The following is a 26277-nucleotide window of genomic DNA, read 5'->3' on the forward strand; positions in this document are numbered from 1 at the left end:
CAAAGTATATTTCAAAATATACAACAACTTATGCCAATTACTCTTTGTATTTTTCCATAGTGCCCATATGTTGTTCAGTCTATGCCCATTAATCGTCCATTGCATGACCATATATTGGCATTTTATACATAATATTCTCGTTCAACTATACGATTTTTTACTTAACCCCCTCAAATTTGTTTATGCGGCAGCAAATATATGCCATGGCACAGTAGTTGCTATAACATTATTTACTGGAACTCTGTTTTCATACTTCATAATTTGTCAACGTTGTAACACACACACAAGGATATGCATTTTTGTAGAGCGAATTATGCATACACAGTACAAAAACTGTGCGAACCCACCACTTGCATGGGCTCACTGCTATGCTCAGCCTCCATTATACCCACAATGCTTGAAACACGATACCAGGCCTCGGTTTTTACAGTAACCTCAATACATAAGGCTACGCATGAAACAAGACTGGATCATATGCCTGGCAACCCGCATCTGCCACTTCCCCCTGCTGCTTATTAACCAGCAGGTGCCAGCTACTTACGGCTTATGGGGGGGGGACCCTTCTCCCATTCATCTTTCTCTTTGTTCATATTATCGATGTTTGCCCACCTTACCCTGCATAAGCAGTGTTTGGCGGTCTTTATATTGTTTTGTACGTAGCTTCGCCTCTTTCACAAAAGGCGCGGCTTTGTCTTTTTTCTGGGTTGGCCTGATGTTTTTATCATCCTCAACAGCGGAGACATCTTCATGAAGCGTTTATTGTTTTTTGCTCTTGCCTCAGTGTTGTTTATGTCCCCTTCTTTGTATTGTGGCGCCGCAACGTATAAAAAAATGACTATCCGTGCAGCAACTGCTAACCCTGAAGGGAGCTTGCACGCGACAGCTATCAACAAATTTAAGGAAATTGTTGAGAGAGAATCGGGTGGAGTCATCAAAGTACAAACGTTTTATGGTGGTTCCATGGGCGATGAACAAGCCAACGTAAAGCAGTTGCGCGACGGAGAAATACAATTGGCTGTGCTTGCCGGTGGCAACCTGACACCATTTGCCCCAAGGGCGGGTGCGTTCATTTTGCCTTACATTTTTCCCCATGAAGAAGACGCAAAAAAATTGTTCATGAATACAGAATATATGCAAAAATCTGCTGATGAAATTGCCAAGCAAAGCCGCACACGTCCTTTGTCGTGGCTGCTTGGTGGCTATAGGCACTTAACCAATTCCAAACGCCCCATCACCAAGATGGAAGACCTGCAAGGCTTAAAAATTAGAGTTCCCGTTGTAGAATTGCAGATTGAATCTTTCCACTCCTGGGGGGTGAACCCGCACCCTCTTGCATGGTCTGAAACCTTCAACGCGTTGCAGCAAGGCGTGGCAGACGGGCAGGAAACCCCTTATTCCGTTATTCGCGACCAAAAATTTTGGGAAGTACAAAAGTACATTACCCCCCTTCACTACCAGCTCTTTATAGCCCCTATGCTTGTGTCTGAAACATGGTACCAAAGGCTTGACCCAGACACAAAGGCGCTGGTGGATAAAGCCGCCATGGACACTGCTGCATATGAATGGAAGTGGATGGAAGAAGAAGATGCCCGTGCGCTTAACCAATGCCTTGAAAAAGGCATGATCGTAACAGAACTGACAGACGAGCCCAAGTGGGTAGAAGCCGCCCGTGGTATATGGCCCAAGTTTTATGACAAAGTTGGCGGGAAGCCGGCTGTGGATGAGATATTGGCCATTATAGCCAAGTAATGTTTTGAAACTATGTCGCCGTGAACGGCTTGATACAAGCTTTTCACGGTGACACCTTCTTAACGATATTGCTTTGCTATACAATCCAGAGCGCTGGGGAGGTTTTATGTTTCTACTCAAGAGCATTTATCATAATTTTGAGGAATACGTCTGCACAATTTTTGTAAGCTGCATGATTATTTGCCTTGGCTTGCAGGTAGCCATGCGTATAATTTCTGGCGCTTCTATTGGATGGTCGGAAGAACTTTCACGATATTGTTTTTTGTGGACTGTATACATTGGGGCAGCTTTGGCGGCCAAACGCAATGCTCATGTGCGTATTACCGCCCAATTTTCCCTCCTCCCGTTAGGGGGAAGGCTCTTCTTCCGCATTTTTGCAGACTGTGTATGGATTGCTTTTAACCTGTATCTTGCCTTCAATTGCATTAAAACCATTCAAAATGGCCTGCTATTTCCTGAAATTTCTCCCACCCTGGGTATTGTCAAGTCTTGGGTTGAAATGGTTATCCCCTTTGGCTTTATACTTATGAGCTGGCGCATTCTCGAGCAATACTACATCCACTGGACCAAAGGCTCACTGGCATCATTGGTCAATTACGAGGAGGGAATGTAATGAGCCCACTTGAAATTGCCCTCCTTTGCATGTTCCTCATGTTTTTATTGGGTTTGCCCATTTTTGCAGCCCTTGCCATTGCTGCCGCCACTACCCTTATTGCAGGCGATATTTTGCCCTTGACCATTATGCACAATTCGCTTTTTGACGGGCTCAACATTTTCCCGCTGCTTGCCATACCTTGTTTTGTGGTTGCAGGCACGCTTATGGAATATGGCAACATTACAAACCAAATTATTGATGTTGTAAAACAACTTGTAGGCCGTACTTACGGGGGCCTTGGTATAACAACAATTTTGGCATGTACTTTTTTCGCTGCCATTTCAGGTTCTGGCCCAGGCACCGTGGCAGCCGTAGGAACTGTGTTGATTCCTGCCATGCTCCGCAATGGGTATTCCAAAGAATATGCCGCATCGGTAGCCAGTTCAGGGGGCACAATAGGTATTTTAATTCCGCCTTCTAACCCCATGATTATTTATGCCATATTGGGCAACCTTTCTGTTACCGCCATGTTTACAGCAGGCTTCATTCCCGGTTTTTTGGTAGCATTTATCATGATCTCTACCGCATGGCTTTTAGCCAAGAAAAACGGCTTTCAGGGTGACGTTGATGCCCCGCCTTTTCAGTTGAGATCACTCTTGGTATCTTGCCGCAAAGGTTTTTTTGCCCTGGCAACCCCGTTTATTATTCTCGGTTCCATTTATTCCGGTTTTGCCACACCCGTGGAAGCCTCTGTGGTGGCAATTGCATGGTCACTACTTGTTGGTTGCCTTGTGAACAGGGCGCTTAAATGGAATCACATTTATAAAGCGCTCGTTGAAGGAACCATGGTATGCGGTGGCGTGTTACTCATTGTGGGAACCTCTACCCTTTTTGGCAAGATTCTTACCTACGAAGAAGCACCCCAACGCCTTACTGCCATGGTTATGGGTATTTCAAAAGATCCTACCATTGTGCTGTTCATGATTATTGCTGTTTTGTACGTTCTTGGCATGTTCATGGAAACGCTCTCAACCATCATCATACTTGTACCGGTGCTTTTGCCAATGATTTTGGAGCTGGGCATAGACCCAATACATTTTGGGATTATTCTGGTGGTTACCAACAACGTTGCCATGCTCACGCCGCCACTAGGGGTAAACCTCTTCGTGGCGTCACGTATTGCAAGCCTTTCAGTGGAAAAACTGTCTCTTGCTGTTATCCCGTATTTAATTGCGTTGACGTTTGCCATTATTATACTCACATTAATACCTGAGTTGAGTACTTGGCTGCCCTATACTCTGGGTTACGGTAAATAATTACTGCACATAAAATACTCAGCGCATTGCGCCCTTTGCGGTATCAAATGAATATAGTCATGTACTCCGGCAAACACCGGGGGCCATGACTATATTCACATGATACTCTGTTAAAATGAAAAGATAATTTACCTTTTGAATCCTGTAACGGTCATTCTGCTTCACAATATTGCCATGTAAACTACCCAATATTGGACAAAAAAGACCTTCATTACATGCCAATTATTGGGCACAGATTTTGCCTATTTATCATACAAATAATGCCCAATATTCAGCATTATAGCCTCCCGCGTCTCTCTTTCTTGCAAATAATCATTGTCCTGCAATGGTTGTACGTCATGGAATACATATTGCTATCTATTGGGTAACAACGCACGTCGCATTTCAACGTGCCAACAGTAAGGAGTACGCCATGCATGTAGGTTTTATCGGGCTTGGAATGATGGGCGGAGGCATGTCCAGCAACCTGTTAAAGGCTGGTCATACTGTTTCAGGGTTTGACCTTTCTCCTGCTTCCATGGAACGGCACGCCAAGGCAGGGGGTATTGTGGCGAAGTCTGCCAAGGAAGCGGTTAAAGACGCAGATGTTATTTTTACCATGCTGCCCAACGGGCCAGACGTGGAACACGTTCTGCTGGGGCCAGACGGCGTGGCAGCCCACATAAAACCGGGCGCTGTAATTGTGGATAGCAGCACCATTCTTCCCAAAGCAACAGACAGCATTGCCGCCCGCCTGAAGGCCATGGGTGTTGCCATGGTAGACGCTCCTATTGGGCGCACCTCAGAACACGCCTGGGCAGGCACCCTTATTTTTATGGTGGGTGGTGAAAAGGCTCACTTTGAAAAGGTGCTGCCCCTGCTTGAGGTAATGGGGGAAGTTACCTACCACTGCGGCCCTGTGGGTACAGGCATACGCACCAAAATCATCAACAACTACATGTCTATTGTGTTGAATGTACTCACAGCGGAAGCGCTGACGCTGTCTGAAAAATTTGCCCTGGACAGAGACACCCTCATCAAGGTGCTTATGGGCACCCCGGCTGGGCGTTCCCATTTAACAACCTCCTACCCGGCAAAAGTGTTCAAGAACGACGTAACAGCCACGTTCATGCTTGACCTGGCCGCCAAAGACCTGGGGCTGGCCATACAGGCTGGCGCAGCGGAAGGCGTACCCCTGGCAACAGGTGCCGCCGCCCAGCAAATATACAACATTGCCCAAAGCCACGGCCACGGCAAGGAAGACTGGACAGCCATGCTGGTGAACATGCGCGAACTGGCAGGTTTGAAATAACAAGCTGCCCCCCTGCTCCGGTTGTTGCTGCCTGCCATGGTGTGCAGGGGCAACAACCAAAGCAAATGTGACTGCACCCTGGAACATGCGTTACGGACTTTCTACGAAAACAAGAATTCAACGGCTTCTCTAACAAACAGCAACGACCAAGGTTGACCATATGACACCAAAACATACAGTGGACTTACTCATACTTGGCATGGGTGCTGCGGCAGAGCTTGCTGCCATTTACGCCTATGATGCGAACCCAAAACTTAATATTCTTATTGCTACCAAAGCCCTGAAAGGCAAGGGCGGTTGCAGCCGCATGGTGCAGGGTGGGTTCAATGTGGTGCTTGACTCAAGCGACTCACATGAAAAACATTTTATGGATACCCTGAAAGGTGGCCAGTACATAAACGACCAGGACCTGGCCCTGACCCTTGTGGAACAGGCCACCCCCACCGTGAAAGAACTGGAAACCATTAGCGGGTGTTTTTTCGACCGCCGCGACGATGGCCACATCCACCAAAAAGCCTTTGCCGGGCAAAGCTTTGACCGCACAGTGCACAAGGGCGACCTGACCGGCATTGAAATTATCAGCCGCACCACAGAACAGGTGTTCAAGCGGCGCATACCGGTGCTGGAAGAAACCAGGGCAGTGGAACTGCTACTGGACGAAACAGGCACCGTGGTTACCGGGGCTTTGCTGTTTGAAATGCGTACCGGAAAATTCATCGTGGTAGAAGCGGCAGCCACATTGGTGGCCACTGGCGGTGGCCCCACTCAATACCGCTTCCATGCGCCTGGGCCGGAAAAATCGGCAGACGGCATTGCCATGCTCTACCGTGCAGGCGCTGTTATGCGCGACATGGAAATGATCCAGTTCCACCCCACCGGGCTCATTATACCCGGCAGCGTGGTGGCTGGTGCTTTGCTGGAAGAAGGCCTGCGCGGTGCAGGCGCCCACTTGTACAACGGCAAGGGCGAGCGCTACATGAAAACCTACGCACCGGAAGTGGCGGAACGCGCCACCCGCGACGTGGTAAGCCGTTCTGCCTACCTGGAAATGATAGCTGGCCGTGCCTGCCCGGAAGGGGGCGTACACATTGACGCCGCCCACCTGGGGGCCGACTTTGTACTGAAAAACTTCCCCGGCATGGCTGAACGCTGCGCCCAATTCAACTACGACCTTGCCAATGGCAGGGTGCCTGTTTCTCCTTCTGCCCACTTTTTCATGGGCGGCGCTGCTATTGATAAAGACTGCTACGCCTCCCTGGGCAAACTGTTTGTGGCAGGGGAAGACGCTGGCGGCGTGCACGGGGCCAACAGGCTTGGGGGCAACGGCATTTGTGAATCGTGCGTGTACGGAAGGCAGGCAGGCATTTCCATTGCCAAGTTCCTTGCCTCCAAAGAAAACCGCACCATCGTCAAAACAGCACCCAAAATGGCGGAACGCATGGCAGAACGCCTTGCTGCCCCCCTCACTGCCACAAGCGGCACATCCCCCCTGGAAAACCGCCGCGACATTCAGGAAACAAACTGGCTGCAAGTGGGTGTGGTGCGTAACCAGAAAGACCTGCAAAGCGCCCTGGATTCCTTTACTGGCATGAGTGAAAACGTTGCCAAGGCCAAGGTTTCCGGGTCACAAGCCTATAATATGATTTATAATGTGCACCTAGATACCCTGAACATGATTGATGTGTCCATTATGGCAGCCACTTCCGCCCTGCAACGCGACGAAACCCGCGGGGCACACACCCGTAGTGATTTCCCGCAGCAACGCGACGATTACGGCCTGTTCAATACCTTTTTATGGCGCGGTGAAAGCAACCTGCCTGTTTTTGAAAAGCGAGAGGTGATTTTTAAGCACAAATCTCTGGAAACTTGCCAACAGTTCAAGAAGTAGCCTGGCCCTTCAACCTTAACAGTATGCATGGAGAATTTGCGATGAAAACACCCGAGATGGAAAGCAGAGAACCACTTCAGTGGGGTGAAATTGACCCATACCGCCGGGGGCGGGCTCATGTTGGCATGTGGGCCTGGCTGTTGCAGCGCATTAGCGCCGTGTTCATTTTGCTCTTTCTTGGCCTGCACCTGGCTTACACCTATAAGCCGTTCTTGCAGTTCATGCTCTTTCTTACCCTTATCTTCCACGCAGCTCTTGGCATTCGTGTCATCCTGCTGGACTGCAACCTGGTAAACATCAAGTACCAGCGCTACCTCATTCCTTGGGTACTGGGCATTGGGCTGGCTATTATGGCTGTGGTCTGGTTCATCATTTACTAGAAAACGCTGAGTTGTTCAGTAACTCTCTCGTAAATGACACGCCCACCGAGCAGTTTCAAAGTGAAATTGTGCTACTGAAGGAGCAAGCATCATGCAGTCCAAACAAACCTTGCGAAAGGTTAAAATATATCGCTACGACCCGGAAAAAGGTGGGGAAGGGCAGTTCAGCACCTATGATCTGAACATTGAAAACCCTGCCATTACCACCATTCTGGATGTGCTCATTCGCATTCAGAAAGAACAGGACCCTTCCATTTCCTTTCGCTATGCATGCCGGGTGAATATGTGTGGCTCGTGCGGCATGGTTATTAACGGCAGGGAAGGCCTTGCCTGCAAAACCAACGTAAGCCACCTGCCTGCGGGGCAGGACATTACCCTGCGCCCCCTGAACCACTTCCCCGTCATTAAAGACCTGGTTGTGGACATGGGGCCATTCTTCACCAAATATGAAGACGCCCTGCCCTTTTTTGAACCCAAAATGAAGCATGATGAGCCGTATATTATTAAGGCAGACGACCCAAAGCGGGTGGACATTGGCATGGCCACCGACTGTATTGCCTGCGGCTGCTGCGTTTCAAGCTGTACCATGGTGAATAACCATGAAGGGTATGCTGGCCCCGCAGCCCTGAACCGGGCCTTTACCCTGCTGGCAGACGAACGCGACGCGCTGTTCGTGCCTCGCCTTACCCGTGCCCTGGAGTCCTGCTACAATTGCCGCACAGAATTTAACTGTACGGAAGTATGCCCAAAACAGATCAGCGGCACACGCTCCATCAAGTATATTCAACGCCTGGCAGTAACCCACCTGAAAGAATTGAAGCCACTGGAGGCCCACCCGGCAGAAGAACTGCCCCCAAAACCACCCAAGGAAGAACCTGACACCCCCTGCTGCTGTAAGGCCGGGCACGCGGCAGACCCTTCCCGCCGGAGTTTTTTGAAAACGGCGGCAGGCATGGTGGGTATTGCCAGCTCTGTGGGTATTGCCGGGGTACTGGGTGTTGCGGCGGTTGCCCCCACACTGGCTTCCAACCCCAAGCAGTGGGTGCCCGCTGGAACGCTGAAAGATTTCCCCGTGGGCGGCATCAGCACCATCATGCTCAGCTATACCCGCACCCAGGGGTTCCACAGCGCTGCCGTGAATGCACCCATTCTGGTACGCCGTGATTCGGAAACAGAATTCCTGTGCTTTAGCAGCAGTTGCCCCCACCTTGGGTGTTCTGTTGCCTGGGACCCCCTTTCAGCCCGTTTTAAGTGCGCCTGCCACGGCGGTGCTTTTGATAAAGATGGCAACGTGCTTGCCGGGCCGCCACCGCGCGGGCTGGACCGCCTGCCCTGGAAAATTGAAGACGGTATTATCAAGGTGGAGGTGGTGTAATGAGCTTCAAAAAGAATATTGGCTGGGAAACCCATCTCAAGCCATTCCTCTACAAAAAACTGCCTGAAGGCACAGGTTGGAGCGCCATTCTTGGTACCCTGTGCGCCCTTACCTTTGGCATTCTTGTGCTCACAGGCATGGTGCTGGCGTTTTACTATGTTCCTTCACCAGACAAAGCCTGGCTTTCCGTGCAGTTCATTTCCAATGAAGTGCCCATGGGCAACATTGTGCGCGGGCTACACCACTGGGGTGCAGGGGCCATGGTGTTGCTGGTCTTCTGCCACCTTATGGTGACCTACCTGCACGGGGCTTACCTTGCCCCGCGCCAGGGCACATGGCTTACCGGGGCTTTTTTGTTCCTTATAGTACTGGGCCTTGGTTTTACGGGCTACCTGCTGCCCTGGGACATGAAGGCTTACTGGGCCACAGTGGTAGGTGCCAACATTCCCAGCCAGTACCCCCTGGTGGGCGGCTATATTTCCCGCTTTATTCTGGGGGGGGAAGGCATGTCGGGCTTTACCCTGACCCGCTTTTACTCCGTGCACACCCTGGTGTTGCCTGCCTGCCTGCTGCTGTTTGCAGCAATACACATTTACTTTATTCGCCTGCACAACCTTTCCGACCCACGTGAACGCCTTGCCGGGGAAAAATTACCCCCCGAAACAGGCATTCCGTATCGCTTTTTCCCCGAGCACATGAGCCGCACCATGCTGGGCTTTGGGGTAGTTGTGGGGGCACTGTTCCTGCTGGCAGCGTTCATTCCTGCCCCGCTGGAAGAAAAAGCAGGCACCTTTATAGCAGACTACTTGCCCCGGCCTGAATGGTACTATATGTGGCTGTTCCAGTTGTTGACCTATTTTTCCGGCGCATGGGAAATGGCAGGCAGCCTGCTCCTTCCTGTGGGCGGGGTGGCCTTGCTGCTGCTGGTGCCCTTTATCAGCGAAAGCCGCATGAAAGGCATGGTCAACAGGCCCATTTCCATGGCCATTGGCACCACTTTTATTCTGTGTGTGGTGTTCCTTACGGTTATGGCTTACTCCGACGCAGCCCCCTACAATAAAACCGTTGTCATTCCCTCTACCCCGCTCACCAAAGAACAGCAGGCCGGGCTTGCCGTGTTTGTGGAGCGCGAATGCTCTTATTGCCACAACATCATGGGCAAGGGTGGGCACCGCACTGGCCCGGACATGAGCAACATGGTGCGCAAAGGCCGCACGGCAGAATACCTTTCCAACTACATTAAAAAGCCTACCTCCATATTGGCTTCCAGCACCATGCCAGCCTACGAGCTAACGCCGCAGGAACTGGCTGACCTTTCCGCCTTTCTCCTCTCGCTGCATTTTACCAAGGGCGTTACTCCGGTGGAAGTTTCCACCGCCGATATCCTAAAGAAAAAATAGTTTATTCAGCAGCCTCATAGGCAAGGAGTGAACGATGAAAGAACTCGATTATAGCATTGTGGAAGAAGCAGCCAAGCAGCTGTATATTAAAGCCCTGTGCGAACTGCCACCCGATGTGCGCATTGCCCTGAAAAACGCCTATGCCAAGGAAACAAACCCGGCGGCCCGCAGTGTGTTTGATGCCATATTCAAAGCCATAGACATTGCAGACACCAAAAAAACGCTGCTGTGCCAAGATACTGGCCTTCCCATTTACAAGGTAAAAATCGGGTCCAAATACAATTGGAATGGCGCTGCCATCAAAAAATGCCTGTCTGAAGGGGCCCGCCGGGCCACCCAGGAATTTCCCTTCCGCAGCAGTTCCACCCACACCATTACCCGCATCAACCCCCAAACATCCGTGGGCCCCGGCCTGCCCGTTATTTACTATGACTTTGCAGACGACGTGGACACCTTGGATATTCTGATGGTTCCCAAGGGGTCTGGTTCGGAAAACATGAGCAAAATGCAAATGTTTTACCCGCAACACGGCATTAAAGCGGTGAAAAAGTTTATTCTGGATACGGTCATTGAAAGTGGTGCCAACCCCTGCCCCCCTGGCATTATTGGTGTTGGCCTTGGGGGTACTGCCGACCTGGTTATGAAGCTGGCCAAAGACGCCATTGTTCGCCCCGTGGGCCAACGCAACCCAGACCCCATGCTTGCGGAAATGGAAATAGAGCTGGAAGAAGCCATTAACGCCACAGGCCGTGGCCCCATGGGGCTTGGCGGCGACATTTCCTGCCTGGCGGTACATATTGAGGCGGCCTATACGCACATTACGCAAAACCCGGTGGCCGTGAACACCCAGTGCTGGCCTGCCCGCAGGGCACGCGCCATTATTACCCCCTCGGGCAACGTTACCTACGGGTATTAAGGAGAACGCCATGAGTAAAACGCACCACCTGACGTCGCCTTTTTCCGAAGAGGTCATTCGTAGCCTCAATGCCGGGGATATTGTCTACTTTGACGGCCCCCTGTTTGGCATTCGCGACCTGACCCAGATTCATATATTCGACAAAGGCAACCCACCCCCAGTGGACCTTACGGGTATGCCCTGCATTCACACCGCCCCAAGCTTGCGCCGGGTGGGCGACAAATGGGAAAAAATATGTGTGGGCACCACCACCAGCACCCGTATGGACCGATTTACCCCTGGGCTTATCGGCCAATACGGAGTGCGGGCCATTATTGGCAAGGGGGGGCTTTACCAGGGCAGCCTGGATGCCATGCAAAAGTACGGGGCAGTATACCTTGCCATTGTGGGCGGGGCTGCCTCCCTTGAAACAGAACAGATTGAAGAAGTGGAAGCCGTATATTTTGAAGAATTGCACCCGGAAGCGTTGTACCGTTTTCGCGTAAAAAACTTTGGCCCCCTGACCGTGGCTATGGATAGCCACGGGCGCCACCTTTATGAAGAAGTGGGTGCCAAAATCAAGGAAAAGCTACCAGAAATATACAAAAAACTCGGTGTCATATAGGTACTATTGTAGGGTTTGGGGGGGCATTGCCTTCCCAAGCCCTTTGCCATTCCCTTTGTGCCCGCACTCTCGCCTCAACCACTCTAGTATTTTGGGAGACACGGGAAAAGACCCTAGGCAACGAGTATTGAAAATGGTACGCTGATTCGGCAACAATGAGTTAGTAGTCGTTTGGAAACGCTCAGTGTTTCGTTTGGCAAGGCTCAAGCTTTTTTTTGAGGCGGGTGCTGGCAATTCCGTAGGCAAGCGGAATTGGAAACTGCCCGCAGAGCGAGAACCGAAGGCCAAGGCCCAGAACGGGCCGAGTCAACCCTTCCGTCCTCGACTGTTTCATTACAGCCTACGGCAGTCGCGAGCACAACGAGCCGTGGAGCGGGAGTGGAGGGTATGGGCAGCTTTGCTCACCATACATACCCACGAAGCTCGAGCAGAGAAAATGAAGCAAAGCCCCCAAACAGAATAACGCAGCGTTTCCAAAAGAAGTGTTCTGCTCCTCCCTGACAGAGCCATGCATTACCGCTGGAGGAAAGAGATGCGACACCTCTCTGATTCACTCTACCAGACATTACTGGAAATCAATAATATTCTGGTGCGCGAAGTAACACCCGAAGGGCTGTTCCGCTCCCTGGCAAAGGCATTGCAATCCATACTGCATTGCGACAGGTGCAGCCTGACCATTTATGAGCATGAAACAGACAGCCTTTCCTGGTTTGCCCGCTCCGAAGGCATTCGCGTAACCCGCATGGACAGCGAAGAACAGGCGCCCATTCGCGGCCCTTTGGCACGCAGGGCCATTACCACACGTGAACCTGTTATCATTCCCCGGCTGAAAGAGTACGCTGAAGATGAAGGCATTCAATTAATGCTTGATGCCGGGCTGCGCTCTTCCATGGTATTTCCCCTGCTCAATCGCAACAAACCCATTGGGGCTCTCTCCATTTCCTTTGCCCGCAACCTGGATGAATGGTCTGAAGAGCTTCGTGTCTCTCTTGAAAAAATGTCCGGTCAGGTGGCATTGGCCGTGGCAAACATGCTTATTCATGCCAAGCTGAACAAGCGCAATGAAGACCTGCATAAACAGGTGGGCACCCTGCTGAGCGGGGAAGACAGCCCGCAACACGCAGATTCACGCTTCTTTTTCCAATGCTCCACCATGAATTCCCTTATGGGGCAAATTCGCCTGCTGGCCAAAAGCGATGCTTCTGTCCTTATTTGCGGCGAAACTGGAACAGGCAAGGAATTTGTCGCCCGCTTTATTCATCGCTACAGCCCCCGCAAAACCTTCAATTTTGTCAAGGTGAACTGCCCGGCCCTTTCCCCCACCCTGTTTGAAAGCGAACTCTTCGGCCATGCCAAAGGGGCATTTACTGGTGCGGCCAGTGGCAGGGTAGGCCGTTTTGAACTGGCCGACAAAGGCAGTATTTTTCTGGATGAAATAGGGGATTTGGACATTATCCTTCAAGCCAAGCTTTTGCATGTACTACAAGACGCAAAGCTGGAACGGGTGGGGGAAAACCGCTCCATCAGCATTAACGCCCGCTGTATTTCTGCCACCAATGCCGACCTGCACCACCTGATGCGCGACGGGCGCTTCCGGCGCGATCTTTTTTATCGGCTTGGGGTTACCACAGTGCAAGTGCCCCCCCTGCGCGACAGGGAAGGCGAGCTCGCCCCCATGCTGGGGCACCTCATGCACATTCATGCAGGTGATATGACGTGTGCTCCTGCCACCTTCCACCCGGAAGCCTTGCACATGCTGCAAGAATATCATTGGCCTGGCAATGTGCGCGAACTTTCAAACCTGGTGGCCCGGCTGCTTATTCTGCACCCTGGGGGAGAAATTGGACCAGACAAGGTACGCCCCCTGCTGGAACAAAGCAGTAGCCAGAACAGCCCGGAACACGCACAAGCCATAGGATATTACCACTCCAGCTATTGTGCACCAGCGCAGGACCACACTACTGTGGGCACCTCCACCACGGCACACCAAGGGCACAGCCTGAATTCTGCAGAAAAAAAACACATTGAACGCATCCTTACCATAGTTAATGGCCGCATCAGCGGCAAATTGGGGGCGGCTAGCCTTTTATGTGTGCCCCGCTCCACCCTTCAGTACAAGCTGAAAAAACACGGCATTAACCCCAAACATTTTCAACGCTAACAGCAGTTGTGCAGTTTTTTGCAGCAGTAACGCCATTGCAACACGGTGCGTTGCGTGCGTTTGCATCATTTTCCGACGAATAGTCAACCCAAAGCTATTTTGCCTTTGTGTTACCATCCCCTTGTGTACTACCGTATTTTTGTTTATGTAAGCGCAGGAAGCACCACTATTGCATTTTGGGCATAATGGCCATGCAAGCCTGCACGTTTGCTGGCTTTTTTGTTGCCAGTAGCCTTTTGCTCGCCCACATTATGTTACCGGGCATTCTCCCGTCTTGCAGGTTTACTCATGCTGTTTTCCCCTACTGCCATTGCATTTGCTACGCTGTTTGCCGTGTTTGGCGTTGTTTTACTGTGCGTGTGGCGTAAGCTCCCCTTGTGGCTTGCCATTCTGGCCGGGGCGGGCAGTCTTGCTGCCTTCACCCACATTCCTGTTCTGTCCATGCTGGAACTGGCATTGCGCCCCCTGGCTGACCCAAGTTTTGTGCTGCTCTCTGGCATTTTATACCTTATTCTGGCGCTTTCCGGGGTGCAGGCAATTTCCGGCCAAACGGCCCGTTTGGTGGCAATGCTTGAAGAACGAATTCTTTCCCCCCGCTTACGCCTTGCCGTATTCCCCGCACTTATTGGCCTTTTGCCCATGCCGGGTGGGGCGCTCATTTCCTGCCCCATGCTGGAACAATCCGCCCAGCCCATGGGCCTCAGCCAAAAAGAAAAGGGAACCATCAATTACTGGTTTCGCCATATTTGGGAAGTCTCCTGGCCCCTCTACCCTGGCTACATTCTGGCAAGTTCCCTGCTGCACCTGCCCCTTTCCCGCCTTGCCGCCTTTACCTTTCCCATGGTGCTACTTTCCGCAATCATAGGCTGGCTGTTTTACCTGCCAAAGCAATGTCTTTCCGCCAGTAAACCTGCCGCCGGGCCCTGCACCCCTGTTCACCTTGTGTTGGCTGAAGCCCTGCCACTGCTGGTAACACTGCTGGGTGCCGGAGTATTTTCCCTTCTTTTTGACATGGCAACGCTCAACGTTCCTTCCCAGTTGCCATTTTTGCTCTCACTGTTGCTCGGGTTGGTCATTGCCCTGTGGCAGGGGCGGAAGACGACTTCTGGCCCGCTTCGGCCCATTTTTCTCAATGCCAATGCCCCACGCCTTATTTTACTGGTGTACGGTATTTTCTATTTTAAAGATGTTATTGAAGCCAGTGGTATTGTGCAGGCAATAGCCCACATTGGGAACAACGGAGTGGCCCTGTATGCCCTGTTCATCATACTCCCGTTTGTGTGCGGCTTGCTTACCGGCATTATGGTGGGTTTTGTGGGAGCTTCCTTTCCCATTCTTATTGGCACGCTTGCTCAAGCCGGTTTACAGGAACACGCCGTCCCTCTGATGATTCTGGCCCTGGCCGCAGGCAACTGCGGGCAACTGCTTTCCCCCTTGCACGTATGCCTGGTGGTAACGGCAGACTATTTTAAAACGCCCATGCACAACGTGTGGCGCGTGCTGCCCCTGCCCTTGCTCATACTTTTTTTAGGTAGCGTGGCATGGGTACTTTGCCTGCATTTTGCCGGAGCAACGTTTTAATACCAAGTTGCAACCTGTAGGGTTGTAACTTGGTATGAGGAGCCTGCACGGGCAGGCGACCGTAAGCGAAGCTTACGCAGGAGCCACGGCAGCTTTGCTGCCGGGCGACTCTTTGCAATCAAGGGGGATTATATCCCCATTGATTGCAACTTGGTATAAGAAACGATAAAGACCACTATTATGCCAAAAACAATGGGCTTTTACCCGAACCATGGGGTAAAAGCCCATTTGTTTGAATGAACTCTCAGCGTAACCTACTCTAAAACAAAAAAGTGCCTTAATAGCACTTCACAACGCATTCTCTTTCAAACTTCATTCACAGGCACCGGCTGCCCGTATTCTACAGCCTCACTGCCCCGCTCCAGGCAATGCGCTTGTTGGTAATGCAGTCCTGTTCCCACACAGCGGCCTAACTTGCCACGTAACGCTCCAGGGTTTGGGCTGAACATTCACGGCTTACCCAGTAAGCCGAAGCCCACACCATAAGCGCTGTGGCTTGGGTGTCGTCCAGGCGTTTTATTTTGGCTTCCAGGGCGTCACGCCCTACATTGTGCTTTTCATGCAAGGCAAACCGCTCACACATATCCCCGACCCGCACAAGCAAATAGGTAATTTTAGCGGTGTCTGGCATAAGTCGTAAATCTTTATGGGCATCCACAATCACTTTCAGTTCAGGGCTGGTAAATTGCTGTTTAAGCCCGGCCATAGCCCGGAAAAAAGTATCCACCGCCCAGGGAAGAATGAACTCTGCTCCGGCACTTTTTGTCCGAAAGTATTCTTTAAGCCATTGTTCCTGTTCGTTATTTATTCTTGCCGCTACTTGAGGCATAGCCGCTCCTGTTATGTAAATTACTTCAATGCTGTCCGGCTCAAATCCGGGCAACAGTGGGGTGATTTTGCTGGCAAAATCACCTCGCATAGCGAGTCGTTTGCCTCTCAATTCACTTCTTTGTGTCTCTTCGTTGAATAAAAAGCCTGCCCTGGAACAAAAAATAGCCGGACAGTATTGAAATTTGTTTTAGGATACCAGCCAGCATCGCTAAAATCAAGATTTTATCTAGAGCATTTTTATTCAGGCACTGCCTGCATCCACAAGTTGTCGCTTCCACGTCCAAGCAGATGCGCCAGCCCTTGCAATACAAAAAAGCCCTTATCAGGGCTTTTTTGACAACAATACCAGTGGTTAATCAACCAGTTGCGGTGGCGCCTGATACTTGCGGAGCGTTTCGGCAATGCCTTTGCGAAGCAGGTCGGCAAAGGTATTGCGGGCATCTTCGCCATGGAGTGAAGCATCCATTTGCCGGGTATGGATAATGAGGTACCCTAAAATAGCCAGCAGGGTGCAGGCATCTGCAGCGCTCAAATCTTCTGCCCTAGCGGAAACGGCATCTTCCTTCACATCCACAATAAAGCCATTTTCCGCCAATACGTCTGCCACCATATGCACACGGCGGCGGCGGCGGTCCATGTTGGCGGCCCCACCCTTAAAATGAAAACTCACATAGTTTTCCTGCTCCAACTGCCCTGTTTGGGCTTCCACCGTGCAAAAATGGTAGCCAAAACTGGCTTGCAGGTTACAGTATTCCTTGTCTATCATGAAGTAGTTGCGTGTCATGCGCATGGAAGAACTGGTTATTTCCAGGTCCGGGTTGGATGCGCTTTCCGCCATAACAGAAAAGAAGCCACGCACACTTGCTGCTGGTGGCCCTGCCCAGGGCACGGCTATCATACCTTGCCACAAGGCCAACATGGGCATACTGCACACCTTTTCAACGTCCAGGTACTTTCCTTCCACGGAGGAACAAAACCCTGCCCCCAGGTTCACCACAAAATACTGAAGCTTACTGCCTTTGTACCGCAACTGCTTACCACAACGCCCGGCAAACAGATTTTCATCCACACGGAACATTTCTTCCACCGCTTTTTCATGGCAATAGCGGGTAATGTCGTGCATGGTTTCACAATAGGCCGGAGCAAACGTGGGCGATTCCGGATAAAGCAAGTGCAGTGGGGCTATGTGGCTCATGGCTTTTGCCAGCACCGTATAGACTGGCGAGCCAGCAAACAGCGACTTTGGCGTATGGGTTTCCCGTGCCAGCACAACGTCCACTTTACCAGCATACACGCGGCAAGCGGCAGCTTCCAGGGTCACTTCCTGGCCTGGTTGCAACACTTCCAGGGCACCTTCCACTCCAAAAAGGGCAGGAATGCCATATTCCCTGGCCACGCTGGCAAGGTGGCCTGCGGTGCCCCCCAATTCGCTAATAACACCACTGGCGCGGGAAAGCACAGGGGCCCAGCGCGAGTGGGCTTGCTCCACCAGTAGAATCCCCCCCTTGGGGAAGTTCACCATGTCGCCATCGCGGCGCACCACCACCACCGGGCCGGAACACACCCCCAGGCTGGCGCACACCCCTTTTTCCAGCACGGGCACATGCCCAGCGGGAGGCGGGGGCACGGCTGCTTCCTGGTGGGAATTTTGCAAGGGGCGGCTTTGCAGCAAAATGAGGGTGCCCGCTTGGTCATAGGCCCATTCAATATCTTGGGGCATGCCATAAAAGGCTTCAAATTCCATGGCAATGGTTGCCAGCTCATGCACCTGTTGCGGGGTCAGGCTCGGTGTATCGGCTTCTTCCTGCGGAACAGGGGCTACTATTATACCTTCGCCACTGGAACACAACAAACGCTCTTTTTTCAGGCTAATGCGCTGCTCTAAAATTTCGTAAGGGGGAGTGCGGCTTACATGGAACACATCAAGTTCAGCAGTGCCGTCCACCACAGCCTTGGGCAAACCTGGCACAGCATTAATCACCACCCTGCCTTCTGGCTGGGTGGGGTCCTGGCTGTACACCACTCCTCCGGAAGTGGCCTGCACCATGCTCATGCACCCCACACACATAGGCACTTCATCATCAGGAATACCACGGTTCAAACGGTAGGACATGGCTGTAACGCAGTATTTGCTTGCCACCACCAGCTTGTAGGTTTTCAGCAGGTTTTCCCCGGTTATGTTCAACTCGCTCCGGTATTGACCAGCAAAAGAAACGCCGGGGCTATCCTCCCCAATGGCACTGCTGCGCACCGCAAGGTGCATAGGGCCATGTTGGGCCACCAGCTTTTTGTATTCGCCCAAAATGGCGTCTTCCAAATCTTGCGGAATAGTGGCAGCCAGCACCAGGGCTTGCAGGCGTTCACTTAACGCAAACATGGCATCCAGTTGGGTCAGGTCTGTCATTTGAATAAGGCGGGGAATTTCTTCATGCAACCCTGTGGCTTCCACAAACCGACGGAACCCACTGGCCGTAACCACAAACCCTGCGGGAATACGCCGCCCAAGCTTTTGGGAAGCTTCCCCAAGGCTTGCCATTTTGTCGCCTACTTCATGGGAAAAACTGGCGTTGAGCGTATCAAGAGAAATAACCAAAGGCCCCCCGGAAGGAAACACCTTGGGGGCAAGTTCTGCCTGAATACGTTCCTGAATAATCTTCCAGCGTTCAAACAATTCTTTGTGTTCGCGGTTTCCTGTTAACACATTCAAATATTTTATCATATTATACACATTCACCGTAACCGTGGTGCAATGGGCACGCACATGGCTCAGGCTGAAAAAATAACTCCCGCGCATGGCTTCTTCCATGCCAGCAACAGCTTCCAGGGCACGCTTGTTGGCGGAAAGCAGCAGCTTGAAGTTGTCTCCCCTGGTTTTAAAAGCCTGGCGAAATATTTCTTCTTCATCATGGCTTAACGGGGGTTGCCCTGCTTTGCCCAACAGCTTTTTGAAAAACTGTACAAATTTCATTGCACACCATGGGGTTTCTTTTTATTCACTACATCATTCAACCGCTCAATAAGATCATTAATGGGCACAGGCTTCAGCAGGTAATCTGCCGCACCCGTTTCCACCCCCAACACTGCGCTTTCCAAGCTGGCATGCCCGGAAAGTAAAATAACTTCCACCTCCGGGTGAGTCGCCTTTATGCGGCGCAGCACCTCAAGCCCATCCATGCCTGTCATTTTTACATCGAGAACAGCCACATCAAAAGCTTCTTTTTCAATGGCAGCCAGGGCATGCAGTCCACTTTCAGCGGTGGTTACCTGAAAGCCCCGTTTTTCCAAACGGTTTTTCATCAGTTCCAGGTAGTCAGCTTCATCATCAACAAGTAAAATATGCATAGCACCCCCTTGAATAGACCTTGTTTTGTGCGCCCCAGCATACCAGAAACCGTAATGCAACAGCAAAAAGCTGTGCAGGTTAGCCAAGCTCCAGGTGTCGGTGTTCAACACTCACCGCATACTGCTTTTGCCGGAAAACCAAGGCCAGGGCTTCCACCATGGCTACAGAACGGTGCCTGCCCCCGGTACAGCCAATGGCAACGCTCAGGCGAAAACGCCCTTCCTGTTCATTCTGCTTAAATGTAAAATCCAAAAATTCTTGCAATTTTGCAAAGAAGGCTGCCCCTGCTGTGCTGTTCAGAACATACTGGCTTACCCCTGCGTTTTTACCGGAAAGAGGCTTTAATTCTGGCACAAAGTAAGGGTTTGGTAAAAAACGCAAGTCGAACATCATGTCTGCATCTGCCGGGGCACCATACTTAAAGCCAAAACTTGTCAGGTGCAGGCGCAAGGAATGGGCGCTTTGTTCCAGAGTTTGCCATTTTTCCTGCAAGGCCCGGCGCAGGTCGTGTATGGAATAGAAGGAGGAGTCAATAATAAGGTCTGCACTGTCGCGCAGGGGCTGCATACGGCTGCGTTCAAGGGTAAGGGCCCGTTCAAGGCCCACCCCTTCACGTTCCAGCGGGTGGGGCCGCCGTGTTGCAGCATAGCGCTTCAAAAGCACATCTTGCTGCGCTTCCAGAAAAACAAGCTGCGGTGTAACACCTTGTTCTTGCAACGCTTCCAAAGCTTTATGATAATCAGCAATAAACTCGCTGCGCCGCAGGTCCATACCAAACACAAGGCCTTTGTATTCCACCCCCTGCTCAGAAGTGAACATGCCAGGCACCTGCGGGGCAAAAGAAACTGGCAGGCCATCTACCGCAACAAACCCCATGTCTTCAAACACATTAAGCGCGGTACTTTTGCCAGAGCCAGAAAGGCCAGTGACAATAATAACAGGAAAATGTTGGCCCATGAAACATGCCTTTGCGCGCCCCGCGCTTTGGGGTGTTACTTGGTTATGTACCCAAAAGCTTCTTCCACCTTGCAGCATTCCACCAGGGCCTAGCTGCTGCCCACTGCTCCTGTATGCGTAACAGTAAAGCAGGGCACCCGTTGGCAACAATCGCACAACAGGTGCCCTGCACTAAGGTTATTCAGTCATTTCAATAAGGTACAGTTCTCCGTTGGCTTTGCGGTATATCATGTGCACCGTAAGGTATTCCGCATGCAAAAACACAATGTGTTCCAAGCCCTCGCGTTGCAGTTTTTCTGCAGCTTCTTCGGGCAGTAACGGGTCTGCAACCTCTTCCCCTTCCAGGGCAAGCTGCCTGCCTTCACCTTTTCCGCTCAGTACGTAACGTTCCGCGGCAAGGTCATCACGCTCTTTGCCGGCTCGGCGTTTTTTATCAATGCGCCGCTCGCTCAGCTTTTTCACCTGGGCGGTAACGGTATCAAGCACCATATCAATGGAGGCATACATATCCTGGGAAACTTCTGTGCCGGTAACGTCCAAGTGGTCTGCCGTTATGCGCACATCAGCTTTCTGCCCAAGTTTACCAACAGAAAGCACCACATGAATGTTGGCGTTTTCCGCTTTTCCCAAAAAGCGCCCAAGCTTGCCAAGGCGCTGTTCTGCATACTTTCGCAAATGGTCTGAGGGTGTGAAGTCTTTGAAGGTAATGTTGAAGTTCATGGCGTTTCCTCCTTAACTCATTGAGCAACAAAAGGTGGATAAAGCGCTGTATTCCATTGCTAAGTAAAGCTGGCGTTTCCATGTGGAGAGCCACTCACGGCGGCACAGCCGCCTTGCTCCTCCAAAACTTTCGTTTTTAGTCGCTTGCTTACGCAAACGTCGTAATACCATTTCTGGCAATGGTCCCTGAAATTGGTATTACTTTCCTAAAAAAACGCACGCCGTTTTGAGGAAGAAGGAATATCAAGCGCGGTGCGGTATTTGGCAACTGTGCGTCTGGCTATGGTTACCTTTAACGCATCTTTGAGCATTTCGGCAATAGCGTCGTCGCTGAGAGGAGATTTTGCATCCTCGTCATCAATATATTTCTTGATGAGCGCCTTAACGCTTTCAGAACCCACTTCAGTACCATCTTCCAGGGCCAAGGCACTATTAAAGAAATACTTTAACTCAAACATGCCATGGGGCGTTGCCGCATATTTGTTGGAAGTAATACGGCTTACAGTGGATTCATGCATGCCGATATCGTCGGCAATATCTTTCAAAATAAGAGGCCGCAAAAAAGAAACCCCTCGTTCAAAAAAGGCGTGCTGATACTTAACAATACTTTCCATGACCTTATACAAGGTACGCTGGCGCTGGTACAGGCTTTTAATCAGCCACGAAGCAGAGCGCATCTTTTCAAGAATATACTCTTTGTCCGTATCATTGGCAGCTTTCAGGGAATCCTCATACCAGGAGGAAAGCTGCAAGTGGGGTATGCCTTCTTCATTCAGTACAATAATAAATTCATTATCCAGTGGGTAAACAAATACATCCGGTGAAATGTAGTGTGCATCCCCTTCACCAAACATGGCACCAGGCATAGGGTCCAGGGTTTGAATAATATCCAGGTATTCTCGCAAATCTTCCGGGGTTAGCTTGAACTTGCGCAAAATGGGCTTATAGCGCTTGGTTTGAAGGTCTTCAAGGTGCTCGGTAACAAGGGCAACCAGAATAGGGTCCCTGTCGTAGCGCAGCACGGCAAGCTGGGTTAGCAGGCATTCTTGTGGTGTTCTGGAAGCAATGCCCACAGGGTCGAAGCGCTGAATTTGCAGCACCACCTCTTCCACAGCTTCTTCGGTGCGGCCACTCATTTCCGCAAGCTCGGCCAGGGAAGCATGCAAATAGCCAGAATGGTCAAGGTTCTGAATGATAACCTCGCCAATTTCCTTTTGCTCTTCTTTCAGGTTGGAAAGACGTAGCTGCCACATAAGGTGGCCTTGCAATGTGGGTTTTGTGGCATAGCGGGCATCATAGGCAAGGCCTTCTTCTGCGGCTTCAAATTCGCGCATAGAAGCCTGCCGGGAGGTGCTGGAAAATTCCCCCAGGTAATCTTCCCAATCGGCATTTTGTGTAATTTCGCGTGTATAGCCTTCATCAGCATCGGTTTTGGAAAGGGTTGAAATTTCATCCCGTGCTATGGGCACTTCTTCCATGGCTTCTTCTAAAAACGGATTTTCCAAAAGCTCTTGCTGTACAGTTTCCATAAGCTCCAGGCGTGAAAGCTGTAACAGACGAATGGCCTGCTGCAACTGGGGGGTCATCACCAGTTGTTGCGTCAATTTAAGCTGTTGCCGTAATTCCAAAGCCATAAAACTATCCTTTGCAACCTTGCCGGCCACCACCTAGGGGAAGTGCCGAAATTATCTTCCTGCGATGCTGCGCCAATGCCTTTTACAAGAACAATGAACGAATAACGTGTCTCGTCAAATAGACATAGGCGGGCTTTGCTCGCCGTTTAACGACTATTTCACGTGTAAAATGCTCTCTAACAGACAAACCAGAATGAAGCGACTGAGCTGCACAACACGTCTTAGCAAGTATTATGCCACAAATGAGATCTTAAGGCAAGCTTTGGCTACGTAAATGGCATTACGGGCTGCAAAACAGTGTACAATTTACGCATAATGTTTGGAAAAATTAGGGAAACGCTATTTAATCAATGGTTGCGCTTACATTTAAATTTCCCCCCCACAGCGCCACAAGGCAGGTGCCTGCATTTTCTCAGAAAACACGCATAGCGCATTTCACCGGTTAAAAAGCCGCACCTGCCATACCCTGCCCGGCAAACCACCGGGCACCATGGCATTTATGGAGTTACAAACTGTTTCCCTTACCCCTTGGCAGCGGCCAAATAGGCCTCTTGCAGGCGAGCAAGCAAATAGTCGCCAGCCTCCGGCCCTTCCACATCAAAACAGCAGGCATCTTCCCCCATGAGACCACCGGGAACCACGTCCCCCCGCTCTTGCGGGTCTGTAACCAGGTTGGCGTAAAAGCACACGGAAAGCCAACGGGCGGCAGGGGCATCATCAATAACATCCACCAGCACAAACAGAGGCCGGTTGCTTTGGGCAGTATGCTTTGCCCGCAAAGAATAGCTTACCCCCGGGCGGCCCTTAAATTCCAAAGTAACCCCTGGCAATGCCGCAAGTGCTGCATAGCAGGCATCAAACACAGGTTTTACGCCAAGGGTATCAGCACTCCAATCCTGCAAAAACACCTGTAACTCTTGGTTCATGGGTCCTCCTTTGGTTAGGCCATAAGCCTATTGCACACCGGGTTTTACGTATTTATGATAATATGTACTCTTTTCTTTTGCATAGCACAGCAGGGTAGGAACCGCCATAACAAAAGGGAACGCCTGGCCCTTTGGCCCAAAGCGTTCCCTGAAACAGCGAAGTACTGCGATTACATATAGCATTAGGCAGTAATGAGATTACATTTGCCTAGCCAAACGGAATATATGAGCGTTTTTCTAGCTCTGGCGGGTAAGTACCAAAATATTCTCCACATGCGGCGTATGGGGGAACATATCCACAGGAATGGCCCGCTCAGCCTGCCACCATGGTTGAAGCAGGGCAACATCGCGTGCTTGTGTGCCAATGTCGCACGAAATATAAATAAGCTTTTTCGCCGTGCTTTCCCGCAAAATACGCACCACAGCAGCATCCAGCCCGGCGCGAGGGGGGTCTACCACAATCACATCCGGGGTTTCTTCTTCTGCCCCAAGCAATTTTTCCATTTCGCCTGCCTTGAACTTGCAACGGCGCAGCTTTAACCGCTTGGCATTGCTGTTGGCAGCCCCAACGGCTTCGGGCTGAATATCAAAACCGCGCACGCTGGCGGCCTTTTCACCCAAAAACAACCCTACAGAACCAACACCGCAATAGAGATCCCACACTTTTTCTTCACCCGTCAGGGCTGCGGCTTCCGCTACTGCGGCAAAGAGCACCCCAGCAGCACCAGTGTTAGTTTGCAGGAAAACAGAATGCGGGGCAGAAAGGGTAATGTGCCCTATTTCCTCAAGGTATGCACCGACCCCTGCCACATAGACAACTTTCTCCCCTTGGGCAATAGCGGCGCGGTCTTTGCGTTGTGTGTGGGCCACTCCGGAAATGCCCAGTTCGGTATTGGCCACCAGGGCGTCCGCCAGAATATGCACAGGTTCAACGTACTGTTTGTTGCCTGCAAAGTTGGCCGGGGCTGTGATAATTTCCACCACACATTGCTCAAGCCCTTCCGGGGCATACTGTGGAAGGTGCAACACGAGAAAACGTAAATAGCCTTCAGGCCCAGAATATGCCGGAATGGGCCGGGCTTCCAGCAACTGGCGCACAGCTTGCAGCACCGCCCTGCCCCGCTCAGGCAACAAAGGACAATGGTCTACTTCCACCAAGTTGTGGGAACCCTTTTGGCGAAGACCCAGCACAGGAGTCCCTTCCGGCCCCTTTGCAAAAGCAAAGGCAACCTTGTTGCGAAACCCAAGGGAGAGAGGGGAAGCTGCCACAGGGGCTACATCAACCACCGTTTTTCCAATGCGGGCAAGGGTTTCCCGCACGTGGCGCTGTTTCCATTCATGCTGTGCCGCAAGAGAGAGGTTCTGCCAGCTACAGCCGCCACACAGGGCAAAGTGCGGGCACGTTGGGGCCACAGCATGGGGGGAAGGGCTCAGCACTTCTTCCACAGAGGCTTGCACCACACGCTTCTTCACCTGGGTAACCCGCGCTGCCACCGTTTCGCCCAAAATACCGCTTTCCAAAAAGACCACTTGCCCCTGGTGGCGGGCTACCCCACCCCCCTGAACAGTCATGTCAATAATCTCAAGCGGTTCTATACGCTGGCCAACCTCTAACATGGGGGTGCCTGCTTCATTTGTCATAATTAATCCTTCATGCCTGGCTGCAGGGCAACGAGGCGTGTTACTCAAAAACACTACAGGGAATCAATTCCCTGTAGTTGCAACAAGTTCTAGTACTTATTGCACCGGGAAAAAGACAGGCTGCCCGCATTACGCAGCCAGCCTGTCTTGCTCATTTGCTCATTGCAGGGTGAAAAGGAAACGCTGCTATACGCGGTAGCTTCCTTGCCCCCACCCGTGCACCTGGAAGTGCCCTAGAAAAAGTCTTTGACTGATTTCCAGAACGAACCTTCGCGGGTTTCGCGGGTTTCTTCTGCTTCCTGCTCCCGTGCCAATACGAATGTCGCTTTCGCCTTTTCAGCGGCATGGTCGTAAATTTCCGGCACATCGCTGTAGTGGTCTACAATGTACTGGTAGCGGGAAAGGGCTGAAGTATAGCGCTTCTGGCGGTAATAAAAGTCGCCATAGAACAATTCAGACTCTGCCATAAGGCGGCGTGCTTCTGCCATTTTTTGGGTTGAAGTGTCAGCATACTCTGTTCCGGGGTAACTTTCACGCAGCCGGGCAAAGTAGGAATACGCTTCTTCAACAGGCCCAATTGGTCTGTCAATGGAAGGGTAACCATTCATGTTGGACATACCAATTTGGAACAGCACGTAAGGAATGGCTTCATGCCGGGGGTGCATACCTTCAAATTCTTTATATGCATCAGAGGCCTGGCCCCATTCTTCATCCAGAAAATAACTGTCGGCCAAGGAAAGTTCAGCTTCAATGGTATACGGGCTGAAAGGATAGTTATCCTTCAAGCGGGTATAATAGTCCGCAGCTGTAACGTAGTTTTTTTCTCGCATGGCTTCATTGCCAGCCTCAAACAATTCTTGGGCGGTATCTTCCGGGGGGGGCAGGTAAAAATAGTCAATAACGCCACAACCGGAAAGAAAAACGGTAAATAAGGCAATGCAAAGCAAACGCGTAGATGTTAGAGCCATG

Annotated in this window: 21 protein-coding genes; 12 read left to right on the top strand and 9 right to left on the bottom strand. The window is 51.3% G+C overall.

Annotated features, from left to right (window positions below; all coding sequences use genetic code 11):
* Window positions 1-789 precede the first annotated feature (789 nt).
* From G497_RS0100575 to G497_RS0100635, 12 genes are all read left to right on the top strand, one after another.
* The gene (locus G497_RS0100575) at window positions 790-1749 is read left to right on the top strand and encodes a TRAP transporter substrate-binding protein (RefSeq protein WP_439328852.1); all 960 of its coding nucleotides are present in this window, start codon (window positions 790-792) and stop codon (window positions 1747-1749) included.
* Between the two features lie 106 nt (window positions 1750-1855).
* Complete coding sequence (locus G497_RS0100580; RefSeq protein ID WP_027186685.1) at window positions 1856-2362, top strand: TRAP transporter small permease; 507 nt, start codon at window positions 1856-1858, stop codon at window positions 2360-2362.
* Window positions 2362-3660: a TRAP transporter large permease gene (locus tag G497_RS0100585; RefSeq protein WP_027186686.1), complete on the top strand. Its 1299-nt coding sequence runs from the start codon at window positions 2362-2364 to the stop codon at window positions 3658-3660. Before G497_RS0100580 ends, G497_RS0100585 begins: the two co-directional genes overlap by 1 nt.
* Window positions 3661-4072: 412 nt before the next feature.
* Window positions 4073-4951, top strand: coding sequence for an NAD(P)-binding domain-containing protein (locus G497_RS0100590; RefSeq protein WP_027186687.1), 879 nt, complete (start codon window positions 4073-4075; stop codon window positions 4949-4951).
* A gap of 160 nt (window positions 4952-5111) precedes the next feature.
* Window positions 5112-6839, top strand: a complete 1728-nt coding sequence (locus G497_RS15985) for an L-aspartate oxidase (RefSeq protein WP_034635924.1) — start codon at window positions 5112-5114, stop codon at window positions 6837-6839.
* Between the two features lie 41 nt (window positions 6840-6880).
* Window positions 6881-7219: a succinate dehydrogenase, cytochrome b556 subunit gene (locus G497_RS0100600; RefSeq protein ID WP_027186688.1), complete on the top strand. Its 339-nt coding sequence runs from the start codon at window positions 6881-6883 to the stop codon at window positions 7217-7219.
* Window positions 7220-7310: 91 nt separating this feature from the next.
* Window positions 7311-8594, top strand: a complete 1284-nt coding sequence (locus G497_RS0100605; protein WP_027186689.1) for a 2Fe-2S iron-sulfur cluster-binding protein — start codon at window positions 7311-7313, stop codon at window positions 8592-8594.
* A complete protein-coding gene (locus tag G497_RS15990) occupies window positions 8594-9994 on the top strand; it encodes a cytochrome b N-terminal domain-containing protein (protein ID WP_051257683.1) in 1401 nt (466 codons plus the stop codon). The genes G497_RS0100605 and G497_RS15990 overlap by 1 nt, the downstream gene beginning before the upstream one ends.
* A gap of 34 nt (window positions 9995-10028) precedes the next feature.
* The gene (locus G497_RS0100615) at window positions 10029-10910 is read left to right on the top strand and encodes a fumarate hydratase (RefSeq protein ID WP_027186690.1); all 882 of its coding nucleotides are present in this window, start codon (window positions 10029-10031) and stop codon (window positions 10908-10910) included.
* A gap of 10 nt (window positions 10911-10920) precedes the next feature.
* Window positions 10921-11514 carry a FumA C-terminus/TtdB family hydratase beta subunit gene (locus tag G497_RS0100620; RefSeq protein ID WP_027186691.1) on the top strand — a complete coding sequence of 198 codons (594 nt, stop codon included), beginning with the start codon at window positions 10921-10923 and terminating at the stop codon, window positions 11512-11514.
* Between the two features lie 532 nt (window positions 11515-12046).
* On the top strand, window positions 12047-13675 hold the full coding sequence (locus tag G497_RS15995; RefSeq protein ID WP_034635926.1) for a sigma-54 interaction domain-containing protein: 1629 nt from the start codon (window positions 12047-12049) through the stop codon (window positions 13673-13675).
* Between the two features lie 288 nt (window positions 13676-13963).
* Window positions 13964-15256: a DUF401 family protein gene (locus tag G497_RS0100635; protein ID WP_027186692.1), complete on the top strand. Its 1293-nt coding sequence runs from the start codon at window positions 13964-13966 to the stop codon at window positions 15254-15256.
* 409 nt (window positions 15257-15665) lie between these two features.
* On the opposite strand, the gene G497_RS0100640 is transcribed toward G497_RS0100635, so the two are convergent.
* From G497_RS0100640 to G497_RS0100685, 9 genes are all read right to left on the bottom strand, one after another.
* Complete coding sequence (locus tag G497_RS0100640) at window positions 15666-16085, bottom strand: hypothetical protein (protein WP_027186693.1); 420 nt, start codon at window positions 16083-16085, stop codon at window positions 15666-15668.
* Window positions 16086-16439: 354 nt separating this feature from the next.
* Window positions 16440-19055 (bottom strand): PEP/pyruvate-binding domain-containing protein, encoded by a 2616-nt coding sequence (locus G497_RS0100645; RefSeq protein ID WP_051257684.1) that lies wholly within the window; start codon window positions 19053-19055, stop codon window positions 16440-16442.
* Window positions 19052-19429, bottom strand: a complete 378-nt coding sequence (locus G497_RS0100650) for a response regulator (RefSeq protein WP_027186695.1) — start codon at window positions 19427-19429, stop codon at window positions 19052-19054. Before G497_RS0100650 ends, G497_RS0100645 begins: the two co-directional genes overlap by 4 nt.
* Window positions 19430-19508: 79 nt before the next feature.
* On the bottom strand, window positions 19509-20387 hold the full coding sequence (gene rapZ, locus G497_RS0100655; protein WP_027186696.1) for an RNase adapter RapZ: 879 nt from the start codon (window positions 20385-20387) through the stop codon (window positions 19509-19511).
* A 177-nt stretch (window positions 20388-20564) separates the two neighbouring features.
* Window positions 20565-21107 carry a ribosome hibernation-promoting factor, HPF/YfiA family gene (gene hpf / locus G497_RS0100665; RefSeq protein WP_027186697.1) on the bottom strand — a complete coding sequence of 181 codons (543 nt, stop codon included), beginning with the start codon at window positions 21105-21107 and terminating at the stop codon, window positions 20565-20567.
* 206 nt (window positions 21108-21313) lie between these two features.
* Window positions 21314-22741, bottom strand: coding sequence for an RNA polymerase factor sigma-54 (gene rpoN / locus G497_RS0100670; RefSeq protein ID WP_027186698.1), 1428 nt, complete (start codon window positions 22739-22741; stop codon window positions 21314-21316).
* Window positions 22742-23262: 521 nt separating this feature from the next.
* A complete protein-coding gene (locus tag G497_RS0100675) occupies window positions 23263-23667 on the bottom strand; it encodes a hypothetical protein (protein ID WP_027186699.1) in 405 nt (134 codons plus the stop codon).
* Window positions 23668-23904: 237 nt separating this feature from the next.
* A complete protein-coding gene (rlmD, locus tag G497_RS0100680) occupies window positions 23905-25308 on the bottom strand; it encodes a 23S rRNA (uracil(1939)-C(5))-methyltransferase RlmD (RefSeq protein ID WP_034635930.1) in 1404 nt (467 codons plus the stop codon).
* 233 nt (window positions 25309-25541) lie between these two features.
* Window positions 25542-26276 carry an outer membrane protein assembly factor BamD gene (locus G497_RS0100685; protein WP_027186701.1) on the bottom strand — a complete coding sequence of 245 codons (735 nt, stop codon included), beginning with the start codon at window positions 26274-26276 and terminating at the stop codon, window positions 25542-25544.
* Between the last annotated feature and the right edge of the window lies 1 nt (window position 26277).

The organism is Desulfovibrio cuneatus DSM 11391 (genome assembly GCF_000430005.1).
Lineage (GTDB): Bacteria > Desulfobacterota > Desulfovibrionia > Desulfovibrionales > Desulfovibrionaceae > Frigididesulfovibrio > Frigididesulfovibrio cuneatus.

Excerpts from the sequence above, each read along its gene's own strand:
- G497_RS0100575 (WP_439328852.1), top strand. The coding sequence starts at position 790 with ATGTCCCCTTCTTTGTATTGTGGCGCCGCAACGTATAAAAAAATGACT.
- G497_RS0100580 (WP_027186685.1), top strand. The coding sequence starts at position 1,856 with ATGTTTCTACTCAAGAGCATTTATCATAATTTTGAGGAATACGTCTGC.
- G497_RS0100585 (WP_027186686.1), top strand. The coding sequence starts at position 2,362 with ATGAGCCCACTTGAAATTGCCCTCCTTTGCATGTTCCTCATGTTTTTA.
- G497_RS0100590 (WP_027186687.1), top strand. The coding sequence starts at position 4,073 with ATGCATGTAGGTTTTATCGGGCTTGGAATGATGGGCGGAGGCATGTCC.
- G497_RS15985 (WP_034635924.1), top strand. The coding sequence starts at position 5,112 with ATGACACCAAAACATACAGTGGACTTACTCATACTTGGCATGGGTGCT.
- G497_RS0100600 (WP_027186688.1), top strand. The coding sequence starts at position 6,881 with ATGAAAACACCCGAGATGGAAAGCAGAGAACCACTTCAGTGGGGTGAA.
- G497_RS0100605 (WP_027186689.1), top strand. The coding sequence starts at position 7,311 with ATGCAGTCCAAACAAACCTTGCGAAAGGTTAAAATATATCGCTACGAC.
- G497_RS15990 (WP_051257683.1), top strand. The coding sequence starts at position 8,594 with ATGAGCTTCAAAAAGAATATTGGCTGGGAAACCCATCTCAAGCCATTC.
- G497_RS0100615 (WP_027186690.1), top strand. The coding sequence starts at position 10,029 with ATGAAAGAACTCGATTATAGCATTGTGGAAGAAGCAGCCAAGCAGCTG.
- G497_RS0100620 (WP_027186691.1), top strand. The coding sequence starts at position 10,921 with ATGAGTAAAACGCACCACCTGACGTCGCCTTTTTCCGAAGAGGTCATT.
- G497_RS15995 (WP_034635926.1), top strand. The coding sequence starts at position 12,047 with ATGCGACACCTCTCTGATTCACTCTACCAGACATTACTGGAAATCAAT.
- G497_RS0100635 (WP_027186692.1), top strand. The coding sequence starts at position 13,964 with ATGCTGTTTTCCCCTACTGCCATTGCATTTGCTACGCTGTTTGCCGTG.
- G497_RS0100640 (WP_027186693.1), bottom strand. The coding sequence starts at position 16,085 with ATGCCTCAAGTAGCGGCAAGAATAAATAACGAACAGGAACAATGGCTT.
- G497_RS0100645 (WP_051257684.1), bottom strand. The coding sequence starts at position 19,055 with ATGAAATTTGTACAGTTTTTCAAAAAGCTGTTGGGCAAAGCAGGGCAA.
- G497_RS0100650 (WP_027186695.1), bottom strand. The coding sequence starts at position 19,429 with ATGCATATTTTACTTGTTGATGATGAAGCTGACTACCTGGAACTGATG.
- rapZ (WP_027186696.1), bottom strand. The coding sequence starts at position 20,387 with ATGGGCCAACATTTTCCTGTTATTATTGTCACTGGCCTTTCTGGCTCT.
- hpf (WP_027186697.1), bottom strand. The coding sequence starts at position 21,107 with ATGAACTTCAACATTACCTTCAAAGACTTCACACCCTCAGACCATTTG.
- rpoN (WP_027186698.1), bottom strand. The coding sequence starts at position 22,741 with ATGGCTTTGGAATTACGGCAACAGCTTAAATTGACGCAACAACTGGTG.
- G497_RS0100675 (WP_027186699.1), bottom strand. The coding sequence starts at position 23,667 with ATGAACCAAGAGTTACAGGTGTTTTTGCAGGATTGGAGTGCTGATACC.
- rlmD (WP_034635930.1), bottom strand. The coding sequence starts at position 25,308 with ATGACAAATGAAGCAGGCACCCCCATGTTAGAGGTTGGCCAGCGTATA.
- G497_RS0100685 (WP_027186701.1), bottom strand. The coding sequence starts at position 26,276 with ATGGCTCTAACATCTACGCGTTTGCTTTGCATTGCCTTATTTACCGTT.